A 23274-nucleotide genomic window follows, 5' to 3' on the forward strand; every position below is an offset into this window, starting at 1 on the left:
GAATGGATCTCCATCGGGACGCGGTGGAGGCGCTGATCGGTTTCACCGCGCCCACTCCCGAGGAGGAGAGCCTGCGTGAGGAGTTCCTCGCGCATCTGCGCGCCCACGACAGCGCGATGTGGCGCGAGTGTGTGCCCGGCCACCTGACCGCGACGACCGCGGTGATCTCCCACGACGGTGAGCGGGTGCTGCTGACCCTGCACACCAAGGCGCACATGTGGCTGCCCATGGGCGGCCACTGCGAGAACGGCGACACGACGCTGGCCGGCGTGGCACTGCGGGAGGCGACCGAGGAGTCCGGCATCGCCGGTCTGCGCCTGTTGCCGGGGCCGCTGGCCTTGGACAAGCACAAGGTGTGGTGTCATCCTCCGCACTCTTTCCACCTCGATGTGGAGTTCGGGGCGGTCGCGCCTCCCGGGGCGGAGGCGGTGATCAGCGACGAGTCGCTTGACCTGCGCTGGTTCCCCGTCGACGCGGTGCCCGACCCCAGTGACGAGGCGACGCGGCGACTGGCACGGCGAGCGCGGGAGGTGCTCCGCTCGCAGGCTCCTTTTACGCGGGGGTGATGTTTTGGGTGATATCCCTGAGCATTGAGTAGGCACAACGGCTGCGGCACCTGCAGGGGACAGGGGTTGACACCGGCATACGAGCGAGGCAGTTGTTGGACACCATCGCTGAGCAGTCCGTCGGCGGTACCATCGTCACTCCCAACCGTAAAAGGCGGCGATACGGCCATATCGTGCTGTGGCTGATGGTGATCCCAGTCGCCCTGTGGGCGGTCACACGGGTCACGGGCCTGGAAACCGGTTCGTTCGGCACGTCGATCATGACCGCCACGCCTTTCGTCGCCGCCGCGTCGCTGCTCCCGCTGGTCCTGGCCGCCTTTCTGCGAGCGCGTGCGGCTCTCGCCGTCGCGGTCGCCTCCACGATCATGTTGGGGTTCAGCGTGCTGCCACGGGCGTTCGGCAGTCCCGATCCCGCCGTCGGACGCCCGTTGCGGATTCTGACCACCAACATGTTGTTCGGGCGGGCCGATGTGGACCACCTGATGGACCTCGTACGTCGTCTGCGGCCCGATGTGCTGAGCGCGCAGGAACTGACCCCCGGCATGGTCGAACGTCTCGAAGAGGCGGGGCTGAGCGAGCTTCTGCCGTACAACGTGCTTGAGCCGGGGGCGGGGGCGTCCGGCACCGGGTTATACGGTCGATATCCGATGAAGGCGCTGCCTGACCTGTTCACCCGGATCGGGCACCACATGCCGGCGGCGTCCATGGAGTTGCCCGGCGGGCCGCCGGTGGAGATCGTCGCGGTGCATACGTACACGCCGCTGGGGCGGCAGGTGACCGCTTGGAAGAGGGGGCTTGCGGCGCTTCCTCCTTCGTCGCCTGATGTGGTGAGGATCCTCGCGGGTGACTTCAACGCCAGCCTCGACCACGCGGCCTTGCGCGCGGTTTTGTCCCGTGGCTATGTCTCGGCGGCCGATCAGGTGGGCGTGGGTCTCGTGCCCACGTGGCCGGCTGGTGGGTCACGTGGGGCCTTCATCACGATCGATCATGTTCTTGTGCCTGAGCGGGTGAATGTGCTGGGGGTCAACGTTCACGACATTCCGGACACCGACCATCGCGCCATCTTCACGGACCTCCGGGTGCCCTGACGTTCGGCAGGGCTTCGGGTACGGCTTCGGTGCGGCTCCGGCACGGCTTCGGCAGGGCTTCGGTGCGGCTCCAGGACAGCTTCGGCAGGGCTTCGGTACGGCTCCCGCACGACTTCGGCAGGGCTTCGGAACGGCTCCAGGACAGCTTCGGCAGGGCTTCGGTACGGCTCCCGCACGACTTCGGCAGGGCTTCGGAACGGCTCCAGGACGGCTTCGGTACGGCGAAGCCGCCGTAGCCTTCGCGGGGGACGGTCACCGTAGTGCCCGGCCCGACAGCAGCGCCCTGGTGGCCTCCCAGCCCTCCAGGCCGGGGTCCAGGGCGGCCAGGTCCCCCGGAGCGCGCAGACGGTGCCAGCCAGGGCCTGTGGCGACCATCCGGCGGCCCGGGGCGGCGGCGCGCAGGTCGGCGACCACGTCGGGTGCGTCCAGGTCGACGGAGGCCCATGCGGGCAGCGGGAGGTGGGCCGCCACGGCGACCGCTCCGCCTCCGGCGGCCTGGCACACCGTGATCTGGGCGCGGCCGAGCTCTCGGAAGAGTTTGCCGATGAGGAGGGGCGGCAGGTCGGGTGCGTCGGCGCAGACCACCACGGCCTGGGTCGCGTCCGGGCGGGCTGTGGCCATCGCCTCGAAGGCGTCTCTTACGGTGGCCGCGCCGTTCCGCTCGGGGATGGTGATCACGGGGGTGCCGGGCCATACGAGGTCGTCAAGATCCGGCACGGTGGTGATCAGGAAGGGGGACACCAGCTCCAGGCCGGCGACGACTTCGTAGGTGTCCTCGGCGACGGCTCGGAGGAAGGAGTCCCTGTCCAGGCCGGGTGGGGTGGCGGCGCCGGCGGCATTGGTCACCAGAACGGCCACCAGTCGTTTGGGGGGTGTCGCGCCTTGGCCGGGGAGGGGGTTGGGCTCGGGAGCCTCGTGCTTGAGGGCGTCGGGCTCGGGGGCGTCGTGCTTGGGGGTGTCGGGCTCGGGAGCGTCGTGGTTGGGGGTGTCGGGCTCGGGCACATGGTCATGCTGCCACGTTGAAGGCATCCAGTAGGGAGATCGGGTCTTCCAGCGCTTCTTCGGTTTCGGTCTCCTCGTCGGAGCCCCTCGATCCCGTCGCCCCGAACACCTCGCTCACGATGCACCCGAGCACCTCGCTCACGATGCACCCAAGCGCCTCGATCCCGTCGCCCCGAACACCTCGCTCACGTTGCCCCGAACACCTCGCTCACGATGCCGCGAACACCTCGCTCACGATGCACCCGAGCACCTCGATCCCGTCGCCCCGAACACCTCGCTCACGATGCACCCAAGCGCCTCGATCATGGCCGCCACACGACGAGCACCCTGTCTGTGTCGGCCATGTGCGTCTGCCTGGGCCGATTCGGCCCGCCTTTGCCGTCCCCAGGCTCTTCCAGCAGATATCCGTGCCAGCCACGCAGACCGGCACCCATCCGTCACGCGTTGGCCGGCGGAGTGAGTGGCTTGGTTACCCATACCCCCCATGTCGGCCGGTGGGGTGCTTCTCGGGGATCGCGGCTTAGGTCGGGTTGTTGATCACATGGGATCTCCGTACGGTCCCGGAGTGCGTTGCCCGTGATTACCGATACCGCTTGCCTGTCACGGAGGGCGGCGGAGGTGGGAAATGGCAGCGGTGGGCAGGAATGGATTCATTGGTCAGTGGATCATTAGCGCCGAGGTGCTGGGAACGAATGGGGCCTGCCGCGTATTTCTTCACTACTCGGCATTAGTCTCCATCTGACATGCCATCGCCATCGAGAAGCCTTCGAGGAACCCCCTGGCCCGCTCGGCCCTCGGATAGTGATCGACAAGTTCCCAAAAGCGGGGGCCGTGGCTGGGGACAAGCAGGTGGACAAGCTCGTGCATGATCACATAATCGACCACCCATGCGGGCATTCCACGTAGACGGGTGGAAATGCGGATGGTGCCGTGGTCGGGTGTGCAGGACCCCCACCGGTGCTGCTGGTTGTCCACCCAGCGCACGCTCGCGGGCCGGGCCTTGCCGTCGAGGTAGCGCACGGACAGCTCCATGGCCCGTTCGAGCAGCTCCGTGTCGGAGGGGCGCCGGCGTTGCTCCTTGGCGGCGAGTCGATCGAGCATGCGGCGCACCCACTGCTCCTCATCGACCCTGCTCAGCCCGGCGGGGAGCAGCACGATTGTCTTGTCGCCGTCGCGGTATGCGGAAACGGTCCGCCGACGACGAGAACTTCGACGAACCTCGACTGTCTCGGGGGGCACATATGCACGGTAGCCGAGACTCGGCGAAATCCACAGGGGGTGCGCGCCGTTTTCCCTGGTCAATCAAGGTTCGACTATTGCATGGTCGGTCCTGACCGGTATGGGACCTGCCATTTCCGAAATTCACAGTAGGTAACACCGGTCCCCTGGACACCCCAATCATGATGATCGTCACCGACGTCGGGTGTTAGGTGCGGAGTCGGGAAGTGCGTTAGACACGGGGTTCTCTATCCACAGGCGAGCGATGCGGGCGGAGGTTATCCACAGGTCGCGGAGATCGGGTGGGGGCGGGCGCACGGATGTGGGACCCTGACGCGGTCGCACAGAGAAGTGTGACGCAGAACACACCGTACGGGGGTAGGGGCATGCCGCACAACCGGATGAGACGGACACGAGCGAGGGGCGGGGCGCGATGAGACCGAGGGTCAAGCCCGTGCTGCGCCGGGTGAAACGCGACACGCGGACGGTCCAGTTCGGGGTGCACCCGCTGCGGGCGATCACGTTGAACGAGGTGTCGCTCGACGTGGGCGAGCTGATCGACGGCCTCGACGGCACACGCGACCTCGGGCGTGTGCTCGACGACGCGGCGGACAAGGGGTTCGACCGGCGGCAGGTGGAGGAGCTGATCACACTGCTCGACATCCGCGGTCTGCTCGACGACGCCGGCGTGAGCCCGGCGCCGCTGCGCCACATGCCCCTCGCCGAGTCCGAGCGGTTACAACCCGAGCTCGACGCGCTGGCGATCTCCCCTCAGGTCCGCGACGGGGGCCTCGGAGTGCTGGCCCGGCGCAGAGCCGCCCGCGTCCGGGTATACGGCGCGGGCCGGGTCGGCGCGCAGGTCTGCGCGCTGCTGGCGACGTCCGGGGTCGGGGCACTGGACGTGATCGATCCGGCGCCCGCGCGGCGGCGCGACGTGGTTCCCGGCGGGCTGAGCTGGTCGGAGGTCGCCCTGCCGCGGCAGGACGGCGCTGTGGCGCTCGCCCGCAGGCTCGCGCCGTCCGTCGACGCGTGCGCGGGCGAGCGCGCGGGGGGGTCCCGGCCCGACCTGGTGGTGCTGGCGACGGTGGGGCCACTCGACCGGCGCTTGGTGGCCGCGCTTCACGGGCAGGGCGTTCCCCACCTGCTCACCTCGGCATACGAGGGTTATGGGGCGGTAGGTCCGCTTGTTCTCCCTGGTCGCACGGCCTGCATACACTGCATGGAACTGACCCGAAGAGACCGCGACCCGACGTGGCCCACCGTGACCACCCGCCTGGGCGGCTTCCCTCCCGGGGAGATCGCATGCGATGCGGTGCTGTCCACTTTGGTGGCGGCTGAAGCCGCCGGCCATGTGCTGGCGTTTCTCGACGGGCGACCCCAAGTTGTGACGAACGGCACAGTCGATGTCTTGCCTGATTGGCGGTGGAGGCGGCGTACTTGGAATCCCCACCAGAGTTGCCGATGTACTCAAATCCATCCCGGTCACTAAGAATGGTGATATCAAGACCCCCGCCTGAGCGGTATGCGACCTCGGTGACCCCCACCGGGCGCTACGCGCTCATATGAACGACCGAAAGGAGGGAGCGGCGTTCCGGCCGACCAGGCAGCCACGCCGCGGACAAGGTGAGTGACCTTCCACGCCGCGCCATGACTCGTTCCGCGAAACTGGCCGCCCTCCCCATCGGGTTCGCCAGCCGCACGGCCCTCGGCCTTGGCAAAAGGATCGGGGGCAAGTCAGCGGAGATCGTCGCTCAGGAGATCCAGCAGCGCACGGCCGAGCAGATCTTCAGGGTGCTGGGTGAGCTCAAAGGCGGCGCCATGAAACTCGGTCAGGCCCTCTCCATCTTCGAAGCCGCCCTCCCCGCCGAGGTCGCCGGCCCCTACCGCGCCACGCTCACCAAACTCCAGGACTCCGCTCCCCCGCTGCCCACCGCCGCAGTCCACCGCGTGCTGACCGAGCAGCTCGGGGACGACTGGTCCGATTACTTCCTGTCGTTCGACGACTCCCCCGCCGCCGCGGCCTCCATCGGCCAGGTGCATAAGGCCGTGTGGCACGACGGGCGCGAAGTGGCGGTGAAAATCCAATATCCCGGCGCGGGCAAAGCGCTGCTCTCCGATTTCAATCAGCTTGCCCGACTGGGCAAGCTTTTCGGTGTGTTGCTGCCGGGGCTCGACATCAAGGCCGTCCTCGGCGAGTTGCGTGAGCGCGTCGCCGAAGAGCTCGACTATCTTCGCGAGGCCGAAGCCCAGCACGCCTTCGCCGGGGAGTTCGCGGGCGACCCCGACTTCCACGTGCCCGACGTCGTCGCCGCCAACGAGCAGATCATCGTCAGCGAGTGGGTCGACGGCACCCCGCTGTCCCGCGTCATTACCCGCGGCACCAAGGCGCAGCGCGACCGCGCCGGGCTGCTGCTGGTGCGTTTCCTCTTCAGCTCACCCGCCCGCGTGGGCATGCTCCACGCCGACCCCCACCCCGGCAATTTCCGCATGATGTCCGACGGCCGCATGTGCATCCTCGACTTCGGCGCGGTCAGCCGCCTCCCCCAGGGCTATCCCACGGCATTTGGCACCCTCACCCGCCTTTTCAACACCGGCGACATGGAAACCGTGATGCAGGGCCTGCGCGATGAGGGGTTCATCCGCCCCCACATCGAGATCGCCCCCGACGCCCTGCGCAGCTTCCTCGCCCCCTACGTGGAGCCGACCCAGGTCGAGGAGTTCACCTTTAGCCGCGAATGGCTCCGCGCCCAGGCCGCCTCCGCCGCCGACCTCCGCCCCACCAACGTCGTCCGCCAGCTCAACCTGCCCCCGACCTACGTGCTGATCCACCGCGTCCACGCGGCAGGCGTGGGCGTCCTATGCCAACTCGGCACCACCGCCCGCTTCCGCGACGAAGTCATCCGCTGGGTCCCCGGCTTCGCCGACGAAGACGGAAAAGACAGCCCCCTAGCCGCCCTGGCTTAAACCCCTTAGAAACCGCGGATCAGACAGACCAGGACGGGACCACAGGGATCTCAGGCACGGCGTCATGCCCAGACGCATAGAGCAGAATGCCCGATCTAAGGCACAGTTGACGCTGATGATGGTGTCATCAAGTCATGCTGTATCGCACGCCGGAGCTTGATGAGGCCGATCATCGAACGCTTGAGGGGATCGAGCGGATGCGCCACGACATAGGCATCCATATTCGCCCCCAGGCTCGCTGGACAAAGCAGTTGCAGCGCAGCCTTACCGCCAGGGCGATTGTCGGTTCCAACACAATCGAGGGCTATGCGGCGTCTGTGGATGACGTCGAGGCGCTCATGGCCGGCGAAGAGCCGCTGGAATCCAGTGAGCGCACGCGCAGGGAGTTGGAGGGCTACCAGCGTGCGATGACATACAGCCAAAGCCTTTCCGATGCCGGTCCTGGGTTCCGTTTTGACGCAGGCCTGCTGAACGGGCTCCACTTCATGATCCAAGAACATCACCCGGACAAGCGTCCGGGCCGGCTCCGGACTGGGCCTGTTTATGTCACCAGCCCTGATGATCCTGCCGTCGCCGCCTACACCGGGCCAAATTCGGAAACGGTCCCGGGACTCATGGCCGAGCTGGTGGACTGGCTCAACAACGGAGATCTGGACTGTCCGGCGCATGTTCGTGCCTCGATGGCGCATCTGAACCTGGTGAACATCCACCCATGGGCCGACGGCAACGGTCGCATGTCCAGAGCACTGTCCACACTGGTGTTCGCACGCGAGGCCTTGATTCCTCCCGAGTTCTCCTCGATCGAGGAGTGGCTCGGTAGAGGGCAGAATACGTACGCCTACTACCAGGTGCTGAAGGAAGTGGGCGGGTCCGAGTGGAGCCCGGATCGGGACACCCGGCCATGGATCAGATTCTGCTTGCGCGCTCATCATATTCAGGCGCAGCAGGCGAGGCGCCGGGTCGCGCTATTGAGCCGTGCCTGGGCTGAGTTGTCCGATGCTACGGCTGCGGCGGGGCTCGACGAACGAACCGTGTTCGCACTTCTGCCTGCCTTCTGGGGGTCGCGCGTACGGCGTACTGTTTACCAGCTGGATGCCGAGCTGAGCTCTCAGCAAGCCGTCAGAGACATCAGAGAATTGTGTCGCTTGGCATGGCTTGTGCCCGTGGGGAAGGCGCGGGGGCGCTACTACGTGGCGGGTGCGGCCATGCAGCCGGTGTTTTCCTCCGTGCAGCAGTCCACGAAACCCTACGTCGACCCATATCGGGAGTCCGCGGCGTCCTGATGGTGCTGCGATGTGGGACCGGAGCCACCTTGGGCATCGCTTCCTAGAGCGTCGAGGTGGTGCACTGCGTCGCCAGAGGTGCCATCGCGGGGCGAGCCTTAAGCAACACGGAACAGGCCCCCTTCAAAGAAGGGGGCCTGGTGGGTTAGCCATGAAAAGCCGTAGAAAGGGGCCAATGCTCCTATAGGAGCAGCCTGCAACCAACGGAGCAGCAAGCTCAGTGCCCTTATACGAGCCTTTGCAGGGCGTTGCGTAGCCGGAGAGAAGCGCGTTCCACGTTGCGGCGTGCTCGGTTGACGGCGCGGACGCGGGCTATGAGGCGTTGTTTCTCAGCCTCACGGTGAAGCGTCCGTATTCGCTCCCACACGAGCTCTTCATACATAGGGGCTCCGGGCGAGCGGGTGCGGGAATGGCCGGGAATGTGGTCGATCATCGGTGTGATCCTTGTCGGTATTGGAGACGGTTGACCGGTCAGGCCGCTACAGGAGTCTTGCGGGGGCGGCCGCGGGGGCGCTTCCGCGGGACGACGACGCCGCGGAGGATGAGTTCCCCGCCCCAGACACCCCACGGCTCCTCGCGCTCAAGGGCGCGGGCGAGGCAGGATTTCCGGATCGGGCACCCGCCGCAGAGCGCCTTGGCGAACTCCACGTCGTCGGGAGACTCGGCGAACCACAGGTCTGGGTCGGTACGACAGGGGATTTCGGCTTCGTCGATCAGGTCCATGATCGTCTTGGCCCCCATCTGCGTCACCTTTCTGGTAAGAGAGAAAATGATCTTGCTTTTTCACAACCTCGCGGGTGGTCAAGGGACGCGGACAAACAAGAAGGCCGCGGATCCTGTCTGTGGATCCGCGGCCTGGAGGCTCTGCGCCGGTCAGGTTATGACCGGTTGTCTCCAGGTGTTTGGATCACACTGCTGCGTGAGACGCAGCCCACCGTTGGCGGTCTGCTGGGTCAGGTTGCCGAATGCTTCAGCAAGGGCGGGCATGGCCTCGATGTCATCGCCCAGGAGGGCGTCGACGTCGGCGGGCCCCTCGGTCTGAGTGGGCGCTGCTTCGTAGGCGGCTTCGGCGAACGCTTGCGCATCGCGACGACGCAGTCCTGCGACGGACATGCCAAGCTCAGACGTGGCGCCCAAACCGGTTGACACTGCTCCCGTCGACACGACCTCGCCGCCCAGCGCGACAAACTCCACGTGGCGGAGTTTGCCGAGGCCGGCTTGCCACCTGCCATCGCAGGAGGCGGGCAGAGCGATCGTGAGGGAAGGCGGTGCCTCCATGGCCGAATGCGCGGCAAGGCCGAGCATCCGAGCGTTGACGAAGACCGGCTTGGCGTTGGCCGGAGCACTCGGGCATGCGGAAGTGAGCAACGGCTTCACGGAAAGCGTGTGCTTGATCACCGACTGCTCACCTCCATCTGAAGATCGTCGAGTGCCGACACCCGACTCGCTTGTTGAAGACCCTATTCCCCTCTCCGAAAGAGGGCAACATATTTTCTACCTGCTGTTTTACGTTCGCGCCACTCGGATCATGCACTCCTGGACCACCGACACGGCGAGCTCTCCGGAGGGGGTGAACATCTCTCCTCTGGCAAGTCCCCGTGCCCCTCCGGCCCACGGCGATTCCTGGGCGTAGAGGAACCAGTCGTCGGCCCGCAGCGGCCGGTGGAACCACATGGCGTGGTCGAGCGAGGCGCCGATGATCCGCGAGGAGCCCCAGGCGAGTCCGTGGGCCGACAGAACGGTGTCCACGAGCGTGTAGTCGGAGGCATAGGCGGCCAGGACGACATGCAGGAGTGGGTCGTCGGGAAGGTCCGCGTCGTATTTGAACCACACGTTCGTCGACGCCGACCGCAGCGCCGGGTCGGTGTTGGCCTCCCAGATCAGCGGGGAGACGTAGCGCATGTCGACCGGCCGCTCACGCGCGATCCACTCAAGCGCGTCGGGGTTGTCGCCGAGCACGGCGGAGGCCCGCTCGCTGAATGTCGCGAGCGTCTCCGGCGCCGGCACGTCGGGCATGGTGGCCGCCTGGTGCTCGACGCCCGGCTCGACGTGGTGGAACGACGCCGACATCGTGAAGATGCTCTTGCCGTGTTGCACGGCGACGACGCGGCGCGTGGTGAAGGAGCGGCCGTCCCGCACCCGCTCGACGTTGTAGACGATGGGGATGGACGGGTCGCCCGGCCGGATGAAGTAGGCGTGGAGGGAGTGCACGAAACGCTCGGACGACACGGTGCGCCCGGCGGCGACGAGCGCCTGCGCGGCGACCTGCCCGCCGAAGACACGCTGGATGTGCTCCTTCGGGCTGCGCCCCCGGAAGATGTCGAGCTCGATCTGCTCCAGATCGAGCAGGTCCAGGAGTTCTTTGAGCGCGTCGTTCACGAAGCCTCCCGATCGCGGCATATGGCGAGTACGGCGTCGCCGTACCGGTCAAGTTTGACGCGTCCGATGCCCGTGATGCTCAGCAGGTCGGTCTCTGTGGTCGGGGCACGCTCGGCGATGGCCTGGAGGGTGACGTCGGTGAAGACCACATAGGGCGGGATCTTGGCCTCCTTGGCGACCGCCGTACGCCAGTTCTTGAGGTCTTCGAGCAGCCGCTCGTCGAACTCGGCGGGGCAGCCGGCGCACCGGCCGAGCTTTTGCTCCTGCGCGGCGACGAGGGTCTTGGCGCACACCCGGCAGTGCATGGGCACGGCCACCTGGCGGCGCTCGCGGACCGGGGCGGACTCGGCGCGGGGGGCGCGGGGCGCGCGGGAGGTGAGCCCGGTGAGGAACCGCGAGGGGCGGCGGCGCCTGCCGCCGCCGGGGGCGCGGGCGAGGGCCCACGACAGGGTGAGGTGGGCGCGGGCGCGGGTGACGCCGACGTAGAGGAGGCGGCGTTCCTCTTCGAGCTGGTCGGTGGTCTCGGCGTAGACGATCGGGAGCATGCCCTCGGTGAGGCCGACGATGAAGACGGCGTCCCATTCGAGGCCCTTGGCGGCGTGGAGGGAGGCGAGGGTGACGCCTTCGACCGGGGGGACGTGCTGCTCGGCGGCCCGGCGTTCCAGCTCGGCGACGTAGGCCCGCAGGCCCGCGCCTTCGGCGGCGAGGTCTTCCGCGAGGTCGGCGAGGGCTTTGAGCGAGCCCCAGCGTTCGCGGGCGACGCCGCCGGCGGGCGGCTCGGGGGTGAGGCCGATGCCGGACAGGATGTGGTGCACGGTGGGAGCCAGGGCGTCGCCGTCGTCGGCGCGGGCGGCGCCGCGCAGCAGGACGACCGCCTGGCGCACCTCGGGGCGCTCGAAGAACCGGTCGGCGCCGCGCACGAGGTAGGGGATGCCGAGCTTGGCCAGGGCCTGCTCGTAGTTCTCCGACTGGGCGTTGACGCGGAACAGCACGGCGATCTCGCGGGACGGCACGCCTTTGGCGATCAGGTCGCGCACGACCCGCGCGGTGCCGGCGGCCTCGGCCTGCTCGTCGTCGTATTCGACGAAGGCGGGGGGCGGGCCGTCGGCCCGCTGGGCGACGAGTTCGAGGCGGTGGGGGGTGCGGGCGGCGGCGAGCACCTTGTTGGCCAGGCCGACGACCTGCGGCGTGGAGCGGTAATCGCGCACGAGCCGCACGACGGCGGCGCCGGGGTGCTCGACGGCGAACCCGGTGAGATAGCGGGGGGTGGCGCCGGTGAAGGAGTAAATCGTCTGGTTGGGGTCGCCGACGACGCACAGGTCGTCGCGCCCGCCGAGCCAGGTGTCGAGGAGCAGCTTCTGCAGCGGGTTGACGTCCTGGTATTCGTCGACCACGAAATAGCGGTATTGCCCGCGGATCTGCGCGGCTACCTCCGCGTGCTCGGTCATGACGGCGGCGGTGAGCTCGAGGATGGTCTCGAAGTCGACCAGGTGGCGCTCGCGGCGCAGCCGTTCGTAGGTCTCGTAGACACGGGCCATCTCGGCGGCGGGCAGGGGCGGCGTGCGGCCGGACTTGGCGGCGCCGGCCTGGTAGTCGTCGGGGCCGAGCTGGGTGACCTTCGCCCACTCGATCTCCGAGGCGATGTCGCGCAGCTCGGTGCGCTCGGGGGTGCGCCTGAGGACGCGGCACGCCTCGGCGAGCAGCGGGAGTTTGGACTCGATGACCGACGGGGTGTCGCCGCCGATGACGCGTGGCCAGAAGTAGGTGAGCTGGCGCAGGGCCGCCGCGTGGAAGGTGCGCGCCTGCACGCCGGGTGCGCCGAGCTCGCGCAGCCGCTGGCGCAGCTCGCCGGCGGCGCGGGTCGTGAAGGTCACCGCGAGCACACTCTGCGGCTCGACCACGCCGGTGCGCACCGCGTGCGCGATGCGGTGGGTGATGGCCCGCGTCTTGCCGGTGCCCGCCCCGGCGAGCACGCAGACGGGCCCGCTGACGGCCTCGGCGACCTGGAGTTGCTCGGGGTCGAGACCGGAAAGCGCGTCGTCGTGGTCCACGCGAGGCTCCTTACGGTCACGTAACAGCTATTCGGCCACTATCTTCCCAGCAGATCACTCGGGCGTGCGCTGTGGCGCACCATAAGGCGTCTGAACAAGCCACTACATCCTGCCCGGTTGTCGAGATGCAAAAGCTTGGTCACGTACTCCACAATGGGGTCGTGTCGATTGGCCCGGGGGAAGGAAGACGTCCGTGCGATCTGCGGTGTTTGTGAGTGCTTTGGCACTTGCCGCCGGTGCTGTCGTGCCCGCGTCGGCTCATGCGGTCGTCGGTCCCCGCGGTGAACCGACCCCCGCTCCGGTCGTCTCCTCGACCGTCGAGCCCCCGCTCGGCACCTCCGTCGCCGAGGTCGCGTACGGTCCCCACCGCAGGCAGAAAATGGACGTCTGGTGGCAGACGGAAGGCGCCAAACGACCCGGCGTGTTCCTGGTCCACGGCGGCTGGTGGTCGAGCGGCGACAAGAAGTACATGGCCGAGATCACCCGCAGCTACGCCGAACTCGGTTACACCGTCTTCAACCTCAACTACCGGCTGTCGGGTGACGCTGCGTGGCCGGCGCAGCGTGTGGACATGTTCGACGCCATCTCGACGGCCCGCCGCCACGCGGCGCGCTGGTCGTTCGACCCGGGCAACTATGTGATCATCGGCTTCTCTGCCGGTGGCCACCTGGCGTTCTCGACCGGGACGTACGGCAACGGCGTGCCCGGCCTCCGGGGCGTCGTCGGCGTTTCCCCGGTCGCGTCGCCGCTCAAGGCCTACAACGACGGCGCCGACACCCTCGACCCGCTCAAGATCCGCCTGCGGAACGCGGCGATCCGGCTGGCCGGGGGCTGCGAGCCGAAGGGCAGATGCGCCCGCGTCTGGGCGAGCATGGAGGTGCCGTGGCACGCCAGCCGCGGCGACGTGCCGATGTTCGCCGTGCACTCCGAGGACGAGTTCGTGCCGCCGCAGCACAGCCTGGCGCTCAAGGCGGCGCTGAAGCAGGTCGGCGTCTCGATGACGGTCCGCTCGATCCCCGGCACCGACCACAGCGCGCCGCTCTACCGCGCCTTCGGCGTAGCCGACGAGGTGCAGCGCTGGGTCGGCCGCCGGTTGGCCGACCAGTCGAGCGACTCGCGCGACTCCGACCGTTAGACACCTGTGGGGGCGATCGCCCCGGGTGCCGGGAAGATGATGGGGTGTCGCTTTGTTAGCAGTGAGCGCTAACGCCGGATGGAAGGGATAGGTCTTCATGGCGCTCACGGTCTACACCACGAGTTGGTGCGGTCCTTGCAAGAGGCTCAAGAGCCAGCTCACCCGCGAGGGAATCTCCTACCGCGAGATCGACATTGAGGCCGACCCCACGGCGGCCGAGTTCGTGATGAGCGTCAACAACGGCAACCAGGCCGTCCCGACCGTCCTTGTGGTGCCGCCGGGCGGGGGCGACAACATCGTGATGACGAACCCGAGTGTGGCACAGGTGAAAAAGGCCCTCACGGTCTGACCCCGCCCAAACGCGCGACCGCGCACCTCCGGCGATCGGCCGGCGGGCCCGCAGAATCCCTGCCGGCCGCTCCATGATCGCGGTGTTCGGCCACACCGTCCGCTACGGCGAAGCCGGAAAGACGAGGCCGAGCGGGGGCGGCACGTGCCCTCCGTGGCCCCGGTCGCGCGCTCGGTGTCCTGCCGGCGAGGCTTTCGCCGTACGGGACGTCTTGCAACGCCTGCCAACGCGCCCGGCGCGGTCAGCGTCAAGCTGACCGCGCCGGGTCGATGATGCGTGGAGCCGGTCAGGCTCCGTGAGCTGTCGTCATCTCATCCGGTGACCGGACCGGCGGGTCCGGGTCGCCGTCTGGGCGGGACGTCGGCTCAGTGGCAGCCGTGGCAGCCGTGGTGGTGGTGATGCCCGTCGTGGTCGTGATCCCCGTGATGGTGGTGATGATGGGGATGACCGTGGTGGCGCCTGTGATGGCGGTTGTGGTGGTGGTGCCGGCTGTGGTGGTCGTTCTCACGGAACCGCTCGTGACGACGGATGTGCCACGTCCTGGAGCCGCCGTGGTGGGAACCGGAGCTGGCATATCCGCGTCCGCCGCGCAGCGAGGGCTTCTCACCGCGGTGGGAACGGACGTGTCCACCGTAGTTGATGTGCCCGCGCTTGATCTCGTCGCGCACTACGAACTCATGGTGGCAGTGGTGCCGGTTGCAGTTGTGGTGGTGATTGTGGTGGTTGTGGTGGTGATGCCGATGGTGAGCGTGGTGGCGGTCACGGTGGCAACGCACCCCCTTGCAGTGCTTTCTCCAGCAGTCCTCGTGGTGGACACCGTGCGGGTCGTGGTGGAAGCCCGCGTCCACGTAAGCGGTGTGGTGCGGCCGCAGTTTCACCCAGATGCACTTGCACTTGTTGACGTGTGAGTGCCTGCTTTGTGAGACCGGGTGCAGCTGGTCACCCCTGACCGGGGACGTCAAACCGCGCGCGTCGCGCGGCTCGAAGCAGACCTCGACATGTCCGGAGTGGCGAACCGCGAGCCGGAAACGGCCCTGTTCGTCGGTCGTCGTCTCAGCGACGGTGTCGTCTTCTTTGTCATTGGCCTCGACCTTGACGTTTTCGATGCCGGGCTCGCCTTGGTCGCGCTCACCGTTCCGGTTCCGGTCGAACCAGACGATTCCCTCGATGTGCGAGTCGTCGGCGCGTGCCGCGGCCATCTGGCTACTCGCGGCGTTCGTTTTCGCGGGAGCGGCCGCGGCGAGAGCGGTTGTGCCGCCACCCGCCAGTGCGACGATTCCTGCGAATGCAGCGGTGGACAGGGTCGCGAGCACCCTCTTGCCGCCGCCGTCCGCGAATATAGCGGTTATACCCATAATTGCTGTTCCCCCGATCAGCATGGATAGGGCGTCATTAATCGCTTCTGTGCCCGGGGCAAGGTCAACAAAACACCCCTTATTCGATTTATGCTCCCCCGAGCAATATTCGGGAACCACATTCCTCCCCCAAGCACACTGTAAAATGATTGAGGAGCATACTTCGCATGAAAAGCTGATTTATCTGCACAATCCGGACAGATCAAATCGGATAATCCACGACAAGGATTTAAGACTGCCCGAATGCGGAATAACCCCTTCCAGTCCACTCAATGGCCGTTGATCATCATCGCCACGGATATAAACGGCCACGAGTCGGCACAAGGCGACTTATCCGGATCGAGGAACTATGTGCAGACAGGATTCCCTTGGCGCGACGGGCCCGACAGAGCCAGCGAGGCCGGCGAAGCCAACGAGCCCGGCCCCCGAGCCGGCCGAGACCACCGCCCTCAGCCCGGCCGCCCCGGCGCACCGGACCGCCGCACGCCGGTTGCGCCGCTGGTCGCTCCTTCTCATCTCGACCACGATCTCCACCGTCGTGACCGCCCTGCCCGTGATCACGGAGAGCCCCGCGGCCTCCGCCGCGGCCGACTCGCGCCCCACGCTCACGCCCGGCGCCTGCGGCCCGGTGGTGCGCCACCTCCAGCGACGCCTGGCCCACCTGCGCTACGCGCCCGGCCCCGCCACGGGCTGTGTGAACAGGCCGACCATCATGGCCGTGTGGGCCCTGCAGAAGGCGAACCGGCTCCGGCCGGCCTCGGCCGTCGGGCCGCGCACCTGGCGGGCGCTGGACCGGGGGCGTGTGCCCCGCCCGCTCGTGCGCCAGGGCGCGGCCCCGAAACGGGTGGAGATCAATCTGACCCGCCAGCTCATGCACGTCTACCGTAGGAACCGGCTGGCCCTGACCACCCACATCTCCACGGGCGCGCAGCGGAGATACTGCCACAAGGGCCGCTGCGGCTTCGCCATCACGCCGACCGGGAACTTCCGCGTCTACCGCCAGAACAACGGCTGGCGCACGGGCCCGCTGGGCAGCATGTACAAACCGATGTACTTCCGCGGCGGCATCGCCATGCACGGCTCGACCTCGGTGCCGCTCTATCCCGCCTCACATGGATGTGTACGGCTACCGCTCAACGTGGCCCACAACCTGCGCCATCTGGTGAGCAAGGGGCAGCCGGTCTACGTGCGCCGGCCGCCACGTCGCTGAGCGGCGATCAGTCTCCGGAGAGGTGCCCGCCGAACCAGGTCTCGATCAACCTGCGGGCGATCGAGACCTCGGGCGGCAGCCGTACACTCCCCGCCGCGAGAGCCTCGGTGAGCTCGGCCCGCGTATACCACCGCGCCTCGGCGATCTCGTGGGGATCGCAGCGCAGCTCGGTGGTGAGGGCGCGGGTGAAGAAGCCCAGCATCAGGCTGCGTGGGAAGGGCCAGGGCTGGCTGCCGAGGTAGCGGGGGGCGGTGACGGTGACGCCGACCTCCTCGGCGACCTCGCGGATCACGGCCCGCTCCAGCGACTCGCCGGGCTCGACGAAGCCGGCGAGGATCGAGTAGCGGTCCTTCGGCCAGCTCGGCCCCCGGGCGAGCAGCACCCGGTCGGCGTCGTCGTGCACCAGCATGATGACCGCCGGGTCAACGCGGGGGAAGTGCACGCTGGCGTCCCGCGGGCACACGCGCGTGTTGCCGCCTCCCGCGACCTCCGTACGGCTGCCGCAGCGTGGGCAGAACTCGTGACTGGTGTGCCACGCCTCCAGCGCGACGGCGTAGACGAGGAGCCCGGCGTCCCGGTCGCCGAGGAGTGCGCCGATCTGGCGCAGCCCCATGGCGACGGGCCGGCCCTCCGGCACGGTCTCGGCGGTGAGGGGGGCGACTACCCTGCCCTCGGACCTTCCCTCGGCGCCGCGAGCGCCGGGCAGCGGCGCGGACACCGCGAAGTAAGACACACCTCCGTCGTCCACACCGAGGAGGTAGTGCCGGCCGGGCGGTGCCTCGGCCGGGGAGAACAGTTCGATGGCGAGTTCGGTGCCGCTTCTGCGAACCAGGGTGCGGCCCTCGTGGATCACGAGGACTTTGCTGCGGTCGTCGGCCCAGGCCTTCTTCAGCCACTCGTCGTCGCCGCGTAGTGGCGACGATCTGTCTATGGCACTGCGCGCGAGAAGCAGCGGCCCGATAAGTCCATCTTGTGCCGATCGTTCCACACAGTTTCCTTCCAGGAGCCCTGACCATCCTAAAAGGTCTCGCGCGGCGCTCATCATGATCCCGCTTCAGGCTATGATGGCCGTGAGTTAGGTAAGCCTTACCTGAATCCCCCGGGGGTGTCAGTTGCGGGTGTACTTCACCTCGCTGAAAACGACCGGCGCCGTCACCGACGGATTCCTCCCCGCGGCCAAGGCGCTCGGCCGCGAGGTGACGATCCTCACCGACCGGCCCGGCGACTACGCCGCCTGCGGTGTCGAGGTCTTCGGCTGCGACGTGCGCGACCCCCGCGCCGTGATCGACACCATCGCCCACCACGAGCCGCCCGAGGCGGTGTTCACCAACTCCGACCACATCCAGGCGGAGACCGCGATGGTGGCCGACTACTTCGGCCTGCCGGGCAAGGACTGGCGGGCCTGCGCGACGGCCAAGAACAAGGCGCTCATGCGGCGGGCACTCGCCCGTGCCGGGGTCGAGTCGGTCTGGTCGGCGAGGTTGTCCCCCGGCGACCCCGTCCCCGCCGACACCCCCCTGCCCGCCGTGGTCAAACCCCGCGAAGGGGTCGCCAGCGAGCACGTGGTCTACGTCGAGACGCAGCGCGAGCTGGCCGAGGCCGTGCGCACCATCCGCGCGGAGCGGCCGGGCGAGGCCCTGGTCGTGGAGCAATACCTCTCGGGGCCGCTGCACACCCTGGAGACGCTCGGCGACAGCCGCACCGGTGCGCCGAGGGTGCTCGGGGGGTTCAGAACGACACTCGGGCCTCTGCCGTACTTCGTGGAGGAGCGGCTCGACTGGCATCCCGAGGGGCCGCACGAGCACGTGCTGGCGGCGCTGCGGGCGCTCGGGGTGGGGTTCGGGGCGTGCCACACCGAATACGTGGTGACCGAGAGCGGGCCCAGGATCATCGAGATCAACTATCGGGTGATCGGGGACGACTGCGAGTTCCTGCTGGCCGACCTGCTGGGAGTGCCGTTGTTCGAGTGGATCCTGCGGGTGCACCTCGGCGAGGAGCTGCCCACCGCGCCGCCGGCGCCCTCGGTGTACGGCTCCGCCGTGAGCCTGGTCGCCGACCGCGCCGGCCATGTGACCTCGGCGCCGCCCCCGCTCGACGGAGGGCACGACGGACGGGTGCGGCTCTGGCACCGCCCGCTGCGCGCGGTCGGCGACCGCGTCGAGCACACCCACACCAACCGCGACTACCTCGGGCTGCTGCGTGTGATCGGGGCCGACCACGCCGAGGTGGAGGCCGCCGTCACCGCCTTCAGGGCCGAACGCCCCTGGGTGATCGCATGACGCCGCGCGAGCGGGAGGGCTATCTCGCCGCGCGGGTGCTCGACGCGCTGCTGCGGGAGGACTACGGCGAGCTCGGGCGGTGGGTCACCCGCGACAAGGAGGGCGTGGAACTGCTGCTGGCCTCGGGCCGGGCGGTGCGCCTCACGCCGGGCTCGCTCTACCAGGACTTCACCGTCTCCCCCGGCGAGCCGCTGACGCTCGGCGAGGTGCTCGCGACCCTCGGCCACCTTGCCGCCCCGGAGGACGCCGAGGGGGTGCGGGCGTTCGCCGAGGAGTGCCGGGTGGCGCTGGCGAGCCTGACGCTGCACGACGCCCACAGCGGACGGGTGCTCGCGGCGCTGCGCGACGACCCGCCGGACTCGATGATCGCCAGAGAGGTGGTGGCGGCCTTCGTCGACCACCCGGTCTACCCGACCGCGCGGGCCCGTGCGGGGCTCGGCGCCGAGGAGCTGATCGCCTACGCCCCCGAGTTCGGGCCGCGCTTCGGCCTGCGCTGGGCCGCGGTCCCCCGTTCGCGCGTGCGCCGCCAGGAAGGGGGCGGGCAGCCGGAATGGTGGCCGTCCTTCCCCGCGGTGGGGCTGCCGCCGGAGCTCGCGGCCACCCACGAGCTCTTCCCGGTGCACCCGCTGACCGCGCCCGCCCTGACCGGGGTGAACGTGCTGACCGAGGTGAACGTGGCGCCGCTGCCGTTCCTCACCGTGCGCCCCACGTTGTCGATGCGCACCGTCGAGGTGGCGCCCCGGCTGCACCTCAAGCTGCCGCTCACCACCAGCACCCTCGGGTTGCGCAACCGCCGCTCGATCAAGCCGGACACCCTGGCGGACGGCGCGCGGGCCGAACGCCTGCTGCGCGAGGTGCTCGCGGCCGAGCCGGACCTGCCGGTGATGCTCGCCGACGAACAGACCTATGCGCACGCCGGCCACGAATACCTGGGCTGGATGCTGCGCGGCTTCCCCGAGGGGGAGATCGTCCCTGTGGCCTCGCTGCTCGCCCCGTCGCCGCGCGGCGGCACGGTGGTGGCCGAGCTCGCCGCGCGGCATACGGGCGGCGACGTGGCGGCGCTGCTGGAGAGCTATGTGCGTCAGCTGCTGCGGTGCAACGTGACGCTGTTCGTGAGATACGGCGTGGCGCTGGAGGCCCACCAGCAGAACCTGTCGCTGGTCTTCGGCGGCCACGGCCCGCCGCGCCTGCTGGTCAAGGACAACGACGGGCTGCTCGCCTCGCCGGAGCGGCTGCGCCAGGCCGGCGTCACCCCGCCCCGCTTCGCCGACACGCGCATGCTGACCGACGACCCGCACGCCCTGGCGGATGTGTTCGTGACGATCACGCTGCATCTGGCGGCGGCCGCGGTGGTCTTCGGCGCGTTGCCGGAGCGGCGCGCCGTGACGCTGCTGCGGGGGGCGCTGACCGAGGCGCTCGACGAGCACGGGGAGCATCCGATGGCGCGGCTGCTGCGGGCACGCACGCTGGACGCGGCGCGGCTGGTGGGCAAGTCGATGGTCACCGCGGGCACCCTGGTCGACAAGGCGCGCACCGGGGCGCGGGACGTCAACAAGTTCTACGGCACGAGCGGCCCCAACTATCTGCGGCGGCCTCGCGGCGGGTCCAAGATCGGGCGCTCCACCACCCAGGCGATGGTTTCCGAGCGGGGTTAGCACCCCCGCACAAGTCACTTCCATTTGACGAGGGGCACGTCTTCAACATGATCCAAGTGCTCGATGCCGTCGGCGCGCTCGCCGAACGGGCGACGCTGGACGCGCTGCTGCGGTGCTGTGTGCGCGAGGTGGCAGGTCCGAGGGGGCAGGTGTGGCGGGCCGGGCCATACCTGATGGTGCATCTGGCGGGAGCGCTCCTGCGGGTGCGGTCCGCCGGCGGGGCGGCGCTGCGGTTCGACGGCACGGCCGAGCTGCGATGCGGCGGCGAGTGGCGCCCGCTCACGGTGGACGAGCTGGTGGAGCTGGTCGCGGGTGAGCTCGGCGGCGGCAACGAGGAGTTCGCCGCCCAGGTGTCGGCCAGCCGGGAGGTCACGGGCCGCCTGGTCGAGGCGCGCCGCGAGGCCGAGCCTCCCGGCGACCCGTGGCTCGCCTCGGAGCAGGCGCTGGTGTTCGGCCATCCCTTCCACCCGTCGCCCAAGGCCGGAGGGGGCGCCGAGCGGCTGCAATATGCGCCGGAGGCACACGCGCGGTTCCCGCTGCGGATGTTCGCCGTACGCGACGACGTGCTCCACGAGGGCGGTGACACGCGGGCACTCGACGCCCTTGGTACGGCACCGCCGGGTTATGCCCTGCTCCCCGCCCATCCGTGGCAGGCCGACCTGCTGAAGCCGCATCTGGCCGGTCCCCTGGCCGAAGGGCTGCTCCTGGACCTCGGTCCCGGCCGTGAACCCGTCGTGCCCACCTCGTCGGTGCGCACGGTCTACGAGCCGAACGCGGAGATCTGCCTGAAGTTCTCGCTGGACGTCCGCATCACCAACTGTGTGCGGAAGAACGCGTGGTATGAGCTGGAGGGGGCAGTCGAGTTGAACTCCCGGCTCGACCCGGTCTTCGCCGACCTGGCGGCGGCCCATCCCGGCACGTCGCGGCTGCGCGAGCCGGGGTTCCGCTCGGTGGCCCTCGGTCTGCCGCTGCTGGAGGGCCTCGGTGTCATCGTGCGGGAAGGGCCGTGGCGGGTGTGCGGGCCGGAGGTGACGCCGCTGCTCGCCGGGGCGCTCGCCGGCCACGAGGTGCCGCACCCCTGCGGGGAGCGGCGCGCCGCCGATCCGCTCGCCTGGTGGACGGCCTATGTCGAGCGGGTCGCGCCGCCGGTGCTGGACGCCTATCTGCGGCACGGTGTGGTGCTGGAGCCACACCTGCAGAACGTCCTCATCGGGGTGGACAGGTCGGGCATGCCGATCGAGGCTGTCTTCCGCGATCTGGAGGGCACCAAGCTGGTCGCCGGCCGCCACGATCTCACTGGGGTGCCGGACCGGGTGGCCGCCGCCCTCACCTACAGCGCCGAGGCGGGGTGGAGCCGGGTCGTCTACTGCCTGATGGTCAACCATCTGACGGAGATCGCGGCCACCGTCGTGGAAGCCGCCCGCCCGCACGACCCGCACGCCCTTCTGGCCGACCTGTGGGCGTCGGCGTGGAAGGTCCTCTCCGTCTACGCCGACGCCCGCGGCCGGCCCGCCCCTCTCGCGTCCCTGCTCGACGGCTCGCCCCTGCCCGCCAAGGCGAACCTGGCGGTTCGCTGGGCCCGCGCCGCGGACAAGACCGCCGGATACGTCACCGTGCCCGGCCCCTTCCCCGGAGGTTCCCGGTGATCGCGGTTCCCTCGTCGGTGCGTGCGGCGGCCGGGCGGCTGCGCGACTTCCCGGCTTATGTCTATGACCTGGCCGCCCTGTCCACCCATATGCGTGCCGTGCGCTCGGCGCTTCCCGGCGTCGAGCTCTATTACGCGGCCAAGGCCAACCCCGACCCGGCGCTGCTGACCACGCTCGCGCCGCACGTCGACGGGTTCGAGGTCTCCTCCGGCGGTGAGCTGGCCCATGTGCGCTCCGCCGTACCCGGCGCCCGCCTCGCGTTCGGCGGGCCTGGCAAGACCGACGACGAGCTCGCCGCCGCCGCGGGCGCCCACCGGGTGCATGTGGAGAGCCCCGGCGAGCTGCGCCGCCTCCTCGCGATGGGGGTGGAGGCAGACGTGCTGCTCCGCGTCAACCTAGACATCCCCGTCGCCGGGGCGTCTCTGGCCATGGGCGGCGGAGCCACACCCTTCGGGATGGACCCCGCGGGCATCGACGAATGCCTCACCCTGCTCTCCGGCCACCCGGGGGTGCGCCTGCGCGGTGTGCACGCCCACCTGGCGAGCGGCCTTGAGGCCGGGCCGCTGGTCGACCTGGCGGGCGCCGTGCTCGGCTACGCGCGGGGGCTCGGCGTGCGGGAGGTCAACGTGGGGGGCGGCATGGCCGTGGCGTATACCGAGCCGTCCCGGAGGTTCGACTGGGAGGCGTACGGCAAGGGCCTGACAGGCCTGATCGCGGACGGCGAGCGGGTGCGGATCGAGCCGGGGCGGGCGCTCACGGTCTATTGCGGGTGGTATCTCACCCGGGTGATCGACGTGAAGCGGGTGCACGGCGAGCTCTTCGCCGTCGTGGCGGGCGGCACCCACCACCTCCGCACACCGGTGACCAAGGGCCACGACCAGCCGTTCGCGGTGCTGGACGGAGCCGGCGGGCCCGGGGAGCCGGTCACGGTCGTCGGCCAGCTGTGCACGCCGAAGGACGTGCTCGCGAGAAGGGCCGGGACATCGGTTCGTGTGGGCGATGTGCTGGCATTCGGGATGGCGGGGGCTTATGCCTGGAATATCTCCCACCACGAGTTCTTGCTGCACCCCAAACCCAAGTTCTTTTACGTGTGA

At 69.1% G+C, this 23274-nt stretch carries 22 protein-coding genes and 1 pseudogene; 14 read left to right on the forward strand and 9 right to left on the reverse strand.

Annotated features, from left to right (window positions below; translation table 11 throughout):
• Window positions 1-2 precede the first annotated feature (2 nt).
• From Ssi02_RS15910 to Ssi02_RS15920, 3 genes are all read left to right on the forward strand, one after another.
• Window positions 3-566: an NUDIX hydrolase gene (locus Ssi02_RS15910; protein ID WP_204026593.1), complete on the forward strand. Its 564-nt coding sequence runs from the start codon at window positions 3-5 to the stop codon at window positions 564-566.
• A gap of 95 nt (window positions 567-661) precedes the next feature.
• Window positions 662-1654 (forward strand): endonuclease/exonuclease/phosphatase family protein, encoded by a 993-nt coding sequence (locus Ssi02_RS15915; RefSeq protein ID WP_239128938.1) that lies wholly within the window; start codon window positions 662-664, stop codon window positions 1652-1654.
• A 29-nt stretch (window positions 1655-1683) separates the two neighbouring features.
• Window positions 1684-1890 (forward strand): hypothetical protein, encoded by a 207-nt coding sequence (locus Ssi02_RS15920; RefSeq protein WP_204026267.1) that lies wholly within the window; start codon window positions 1684-1686, stop codon window positions 1888-1890.
• Window positions 1891-1906: 16 nt separating this feature from the next.
• Here the strand turns inward: Ssi02_RS15920 and Ssi02_RS15925 are convergent, their stop codons facing one another.
• The 3 genes from Ssi02_RS15925 to Ssi02_RS15935 all read right to left on the reverse strand — a co-directional run bounded on the left by Ssi02_RS15925 (window position 1907) and on the right by Ssi02_RS15935 (window position 3895).
• Window positions 1907-2656: a hypothetical protein gene (locus Ssi02_RS15925; protein WP_239128939.1), complete on the reverse strand. Its 750-nt coding sequence runs from the start codon at window positions 2654-2656 to the stop codon at window positions 1907-1909.
• A 4-nt stretch (window positions 2657-2660) separates the two neighbouring features.
• Complete coding sequence (locus Ssi02_RS15930) at window positions 2661-2798, reverse strand: hypothetical protein (protein ID WP_204026268.1); 138 nt, start codon at window positions 2796-2798, stop codon at window positions 2661-2663.
• A gap of 575 nt (window positions 2799-3373) precedes the next feature.
• Window positions 3374-3895, reverse strand: a complete 522-nt coding sequence (locus tag Ssi02_RS15935) for a M48 metallopeptidase family protein (protein ID WP_204026269.1) — start codon at window positions 3893-3895, stop codon at window positions 3374-3376.
• A 412-nt stretch (window positions 3896-4307) separates the two neighbouring features.
• Here Ssi02_RS15935 and Ssi02_RS15940 point away from each other — a divergent pair, with 412 nt between their 5' ends.
• From Ssi02_RS15940 to Ssi02_RS15950, 3 genes are all read left to right on the forward strand, one after another.
• Window positions 4308-5363, forward strand: a complete 1056-nt coding sequence (locus tag Ssi02_RS15940) for a ThiF family adenylyltransferase (RefSeq protein ID WP_204026270.1) — start codon at window positions 4308-4310, stop codon at window positions 5361-5363.
• A 158-nt stretch (window positions 5364-5521) separates the two neighbouring features.
• Window positions 5522-6838: an ABC1 kinase family protein gene (locus Ssi02_RS15945; RefSeq protein WP_445009406.1), complete on the forward strand. Its 1317-nt coding sequence runs from the start codon at window positions 5522-5524 to the stop codon at window positions 6836-6838.
• Window positions 6839-6972: 134 nt separating this feature from the next.
• Window positions 6973-8121 (forward strand): Fic family protein, encoded by a 1149-nt coding sequence (locus Ssi02_RS15950; RefSeq protein ID WP_204026272.1) that lies wholly within the window; start codon window positions 6973-6975, stop codon window positions 8119-8121.
• Window positions 8122-8592: 471 nt separating this feature from the next.
• On the opposite strand, the gene Ssi02_RS15955 is transcribed toward Ssi02_RS15950, so the two are convergent.
• The 4 genes from Ssi02_RS15955 to Ssi02_RS15970 form a co-directional block, all read right to left on the reverse strand.
• A complete protein-coding gene (locus Ssi02_RS15955; RefSeq protein ID WP_204026273.1) occupies window positions 8593-8862 on the reverse strand; it encodes a WhiB family transcriptional regulator in 270 nt (89 codons plus the stop codon).
• 132 nt (window positions 8863-8994) lie between these two features.
• Window positions 8995-9519 (reverse strand): hypothetical protein, encoded by a 525-nt coding sequence (locus Ssi02_RS15960; RefSeq protein WP_204026275.1) that lies wholly within the window; start codon window positions 9517-9519, stop codon window positions 8995-8997.
• A gap of 108 nt (window positions 9520-9627) precedes the next feature.
• A complete protein-coding gene (locus Ssi02_RS15965) occupies window positions 9628-10500 on the reverse strand; it encodes an acyl-CoA thioesterase (RefSeq protein WP_239128940.1) in 873 nt (290 codons plus the stop codon).
• Window positions 10497-12551: an ATP-dependent DNA helicase UvrD2 gene (locus tag Ssi02_RS15970; RefSeq protein ID WP_204026279.1), complete on the reverse strand. Its 2055-nt coding sequence runs from the start codon at window positions 12549-12551 to the stop codon at window positions 10497-10499. Before Ssi02_RS15970 ends, Ssi02_RS15965 begins: the two co-directional genes overlap by 4 nt.
• A 193-nt stretch (window positions 12552-12744) precedes the next feature.
• On the opposite strand from Ssi02_RS15970, the gene Ssi02_RS15975 reads away from it, so the two are divergent.
• From Ssi02_RS15975 to Ssi02_RS39305, 3 genes are all read left to right on the forward strand, one after another.
• Window positions 12745-13686: an alpha/beta hydrolase gene (locus Ssi02_RS15975; protein WP_239128941.1), complete on the forward strand. Its 942-nt coding sequence runs from the start codon at window positions 12745-12747 to the stop codon at window positions 13684-13686.
• A 97-nt stretch (window positions 13687-13783) separates the two neighbouring features.
• Entirely contained in the window at window positions 13784-14035 is a 252-nt protein-coding gene (locus Ssi02_RS15980; protein ID WP_204026281.1) for a mycoredoxin, read from the forward strand.
• Between the two features lie 377 nt (window positions 14036-14412).
• A complete protein-coding gene (locus Ssi02_RS39305; protein ID WP_275410688.1) occupies window positions 14413-14943 on the forward strand; it encodes a hypothetical protein in 531 nt (176 codons plus the stop codon).
• A 66-nt stretch (window positions 14944-15009) separates the two neighbouring features.
• On the opposite strand, the pseudogene Ssi02_RS39810 reads toward Ssi02_RS39305, so the two are convergent.
• Window positions 15010-15414, reverse strand: a pseudogene (locus Ssi02_RS39810) (SdrD B-like domain-containing protein); the annotation flags it as partial.
• A 325-nt stretch (window positions 15415-15739) separates the two neighbouring features.
• Here Ssi02_RS39810 and Ssi02_RS15990 point away from each other — a divergent pair.
• The gene (locus tag Ssi02_RS15990) at window positions 15740-16600 is read left to right on the forward strand and encodes a L,D-transpeptidase family protein (protein ID WP_204026283.1); all 861 of its coding nucleotides are present in this window, start codon (window positions 15740-15742) and stop codon (window positions 16598-16600) included.
• A gap of 7 nt (window positions 16601-16607) precedes the next feature.
• On the opposite strand, the gene nudC is transcribed toward Ssi02_RS15990, so the two are convergent.
• A complete protein-coding gene (nudC, locus tag Ssi02_RS15995; RefSeq protein ID WP_239128943.1) occupies window positions 16608-17588 on the reverse strand; it encodes an NAD(+) diphosphatase in 981 nt (326 codons plus the stop codon).
• A 130-nt stretch (window positions 17589-17718) separates the two neighbouring features.
• Between nudC and Ssi02_RS16000 the strand changes: the two genes are divergently transcribed.
• Genes Ssi02_RS16000 through Ssi02_RS16015 form a run of 4 tightly spaced genes read left to right on the forward strand, consistent with a single transcriptional unit; the run spans window position 17719 to window position 23274 of the window.
• A complete protein-coding gene (locus tag Ssi02_RS16000) occupies window positions 17719-18879 on the forward strand; it encodes an ATP-grasp domain-containing protein (RefSeq protein ID WP_239128986.1) in 1161 nt (386 codons plus the stop codon).
• Complete coding sequence (locus Ssi02_RS16005) at window positions 18876-20534, forward strand: IucA/IucC family protein (RefSeq protein ID WP_204026286.1); 1659 nt, start codon at window positions 18876-18878, stop codon at window positions 20532-20534. Before Ssi02_RS16000 ends, Ssi02_RS16005 begins: the two co-directional genes overlap by 4 nt.
• Before the next feature lie 47 nt (window positions 20535-20581).
• A complete protein-coding gene (locus Ssi02_RS16010; protein ID WP_204026287.1) occupies window positions 20582-22180 on the forward strand; it encodes an IucA/IucC family protein in 1599 nt (532 codons plus the stop codon).
• Window positions 22177-23274 (forward strand): alanine racemase, encoded by a 1098-nt coding sequence (locus tag Ssi02_RS16015; RefSeq protein WP_239128944.1) that lies wholly within the window; start codon window positions 22177-22179, stop codon window positions 23272-23274. The genes Ssi02_RS16010 and Ssi02_RS16015 overlap by 4 nt, the downstream gene beginning before the upstream one ends.

It is taken from the genome of Sinosporangium siamense, from assembly GCF_016863435.1.
Lineage (GTDB): Bacteria > Actinomycetota > Actinomycetes > Streptosporangiales > Streptosporangiaceae > Sinosporangium > Sinosporangium siamense.

What these genes read in the sequence shown, in the direction of transcription:
- Ssi02_RS15910 (WP_204026593.1), top strand. Translation starts at nt 3, where the DNA reads ATGGATCTCCATCGGGACGCGGTGGAGGCGCTGATCGGTTTCACCGCG.
- Ssi02_RS15945 (WP_445009406.1), top strand. Translation starts at nt 5,522, where the DNA reads ATGACTCGTTCCGCGAAACTGGCCGCCCTCCCCATCGGGTTCGCCAGC.
- Ssi02_RS15940 (WP_204026270.1), top strand. Translation starts at nt 4,308, where the DNA reads ATGAGACCGAGGGTCAAGCCCGTGCTGCGCCGGGTGAAACGCGACACG.
- Ssi02_RS16010 (WP_204026287.1), top strand. Translation starts at nt 20,582, where the DNA reads ATGATCCAAGTGCTCGATGCCGTCGGCGCGCTCGCCGAACGGGCGACG.
- Ssi02_RS15990 (WP_204026283.1), top strand. Translation starts at nt 15,740, where the DNA reads ATGTGCAGACAGGATTCCCTTGGCGCGACGGGCCCGACAGAGCCAGCG.
- Ssi02_RS16005 (WP_204026286.1), top strand. Translation starts at nt 18,876, where the DNA reads ATGACGCCGCGCGAGCGGGAGGGCTATCTCGCCGCGCGGGTGCTCGAC.
- Ssi02_RS15950 (WP_204026272.1), top strand. Translation starts at nt 6,973, where the DNA reads ATGCTGTATCGCACGCCGGAGCTTGATGAGGCCGATCATCGAACGCTT.
- Ssi02_RS15980 (WP_204026281.1), top strand. Translation starts at nt 13,784, where the DNA reads ATGGCGCTCACGGTCTACACCACGAGTTGGTGCGGTCCTTGCAAGAGG.
- Ssi02_RS15955 (WP_204026273.1), bottom strand. Translation starts at nt 8,862, where the DNA reads ATGGGGGCCAAGACGATCATGGACCTGATCGACGAAGCCGAAATCCCC.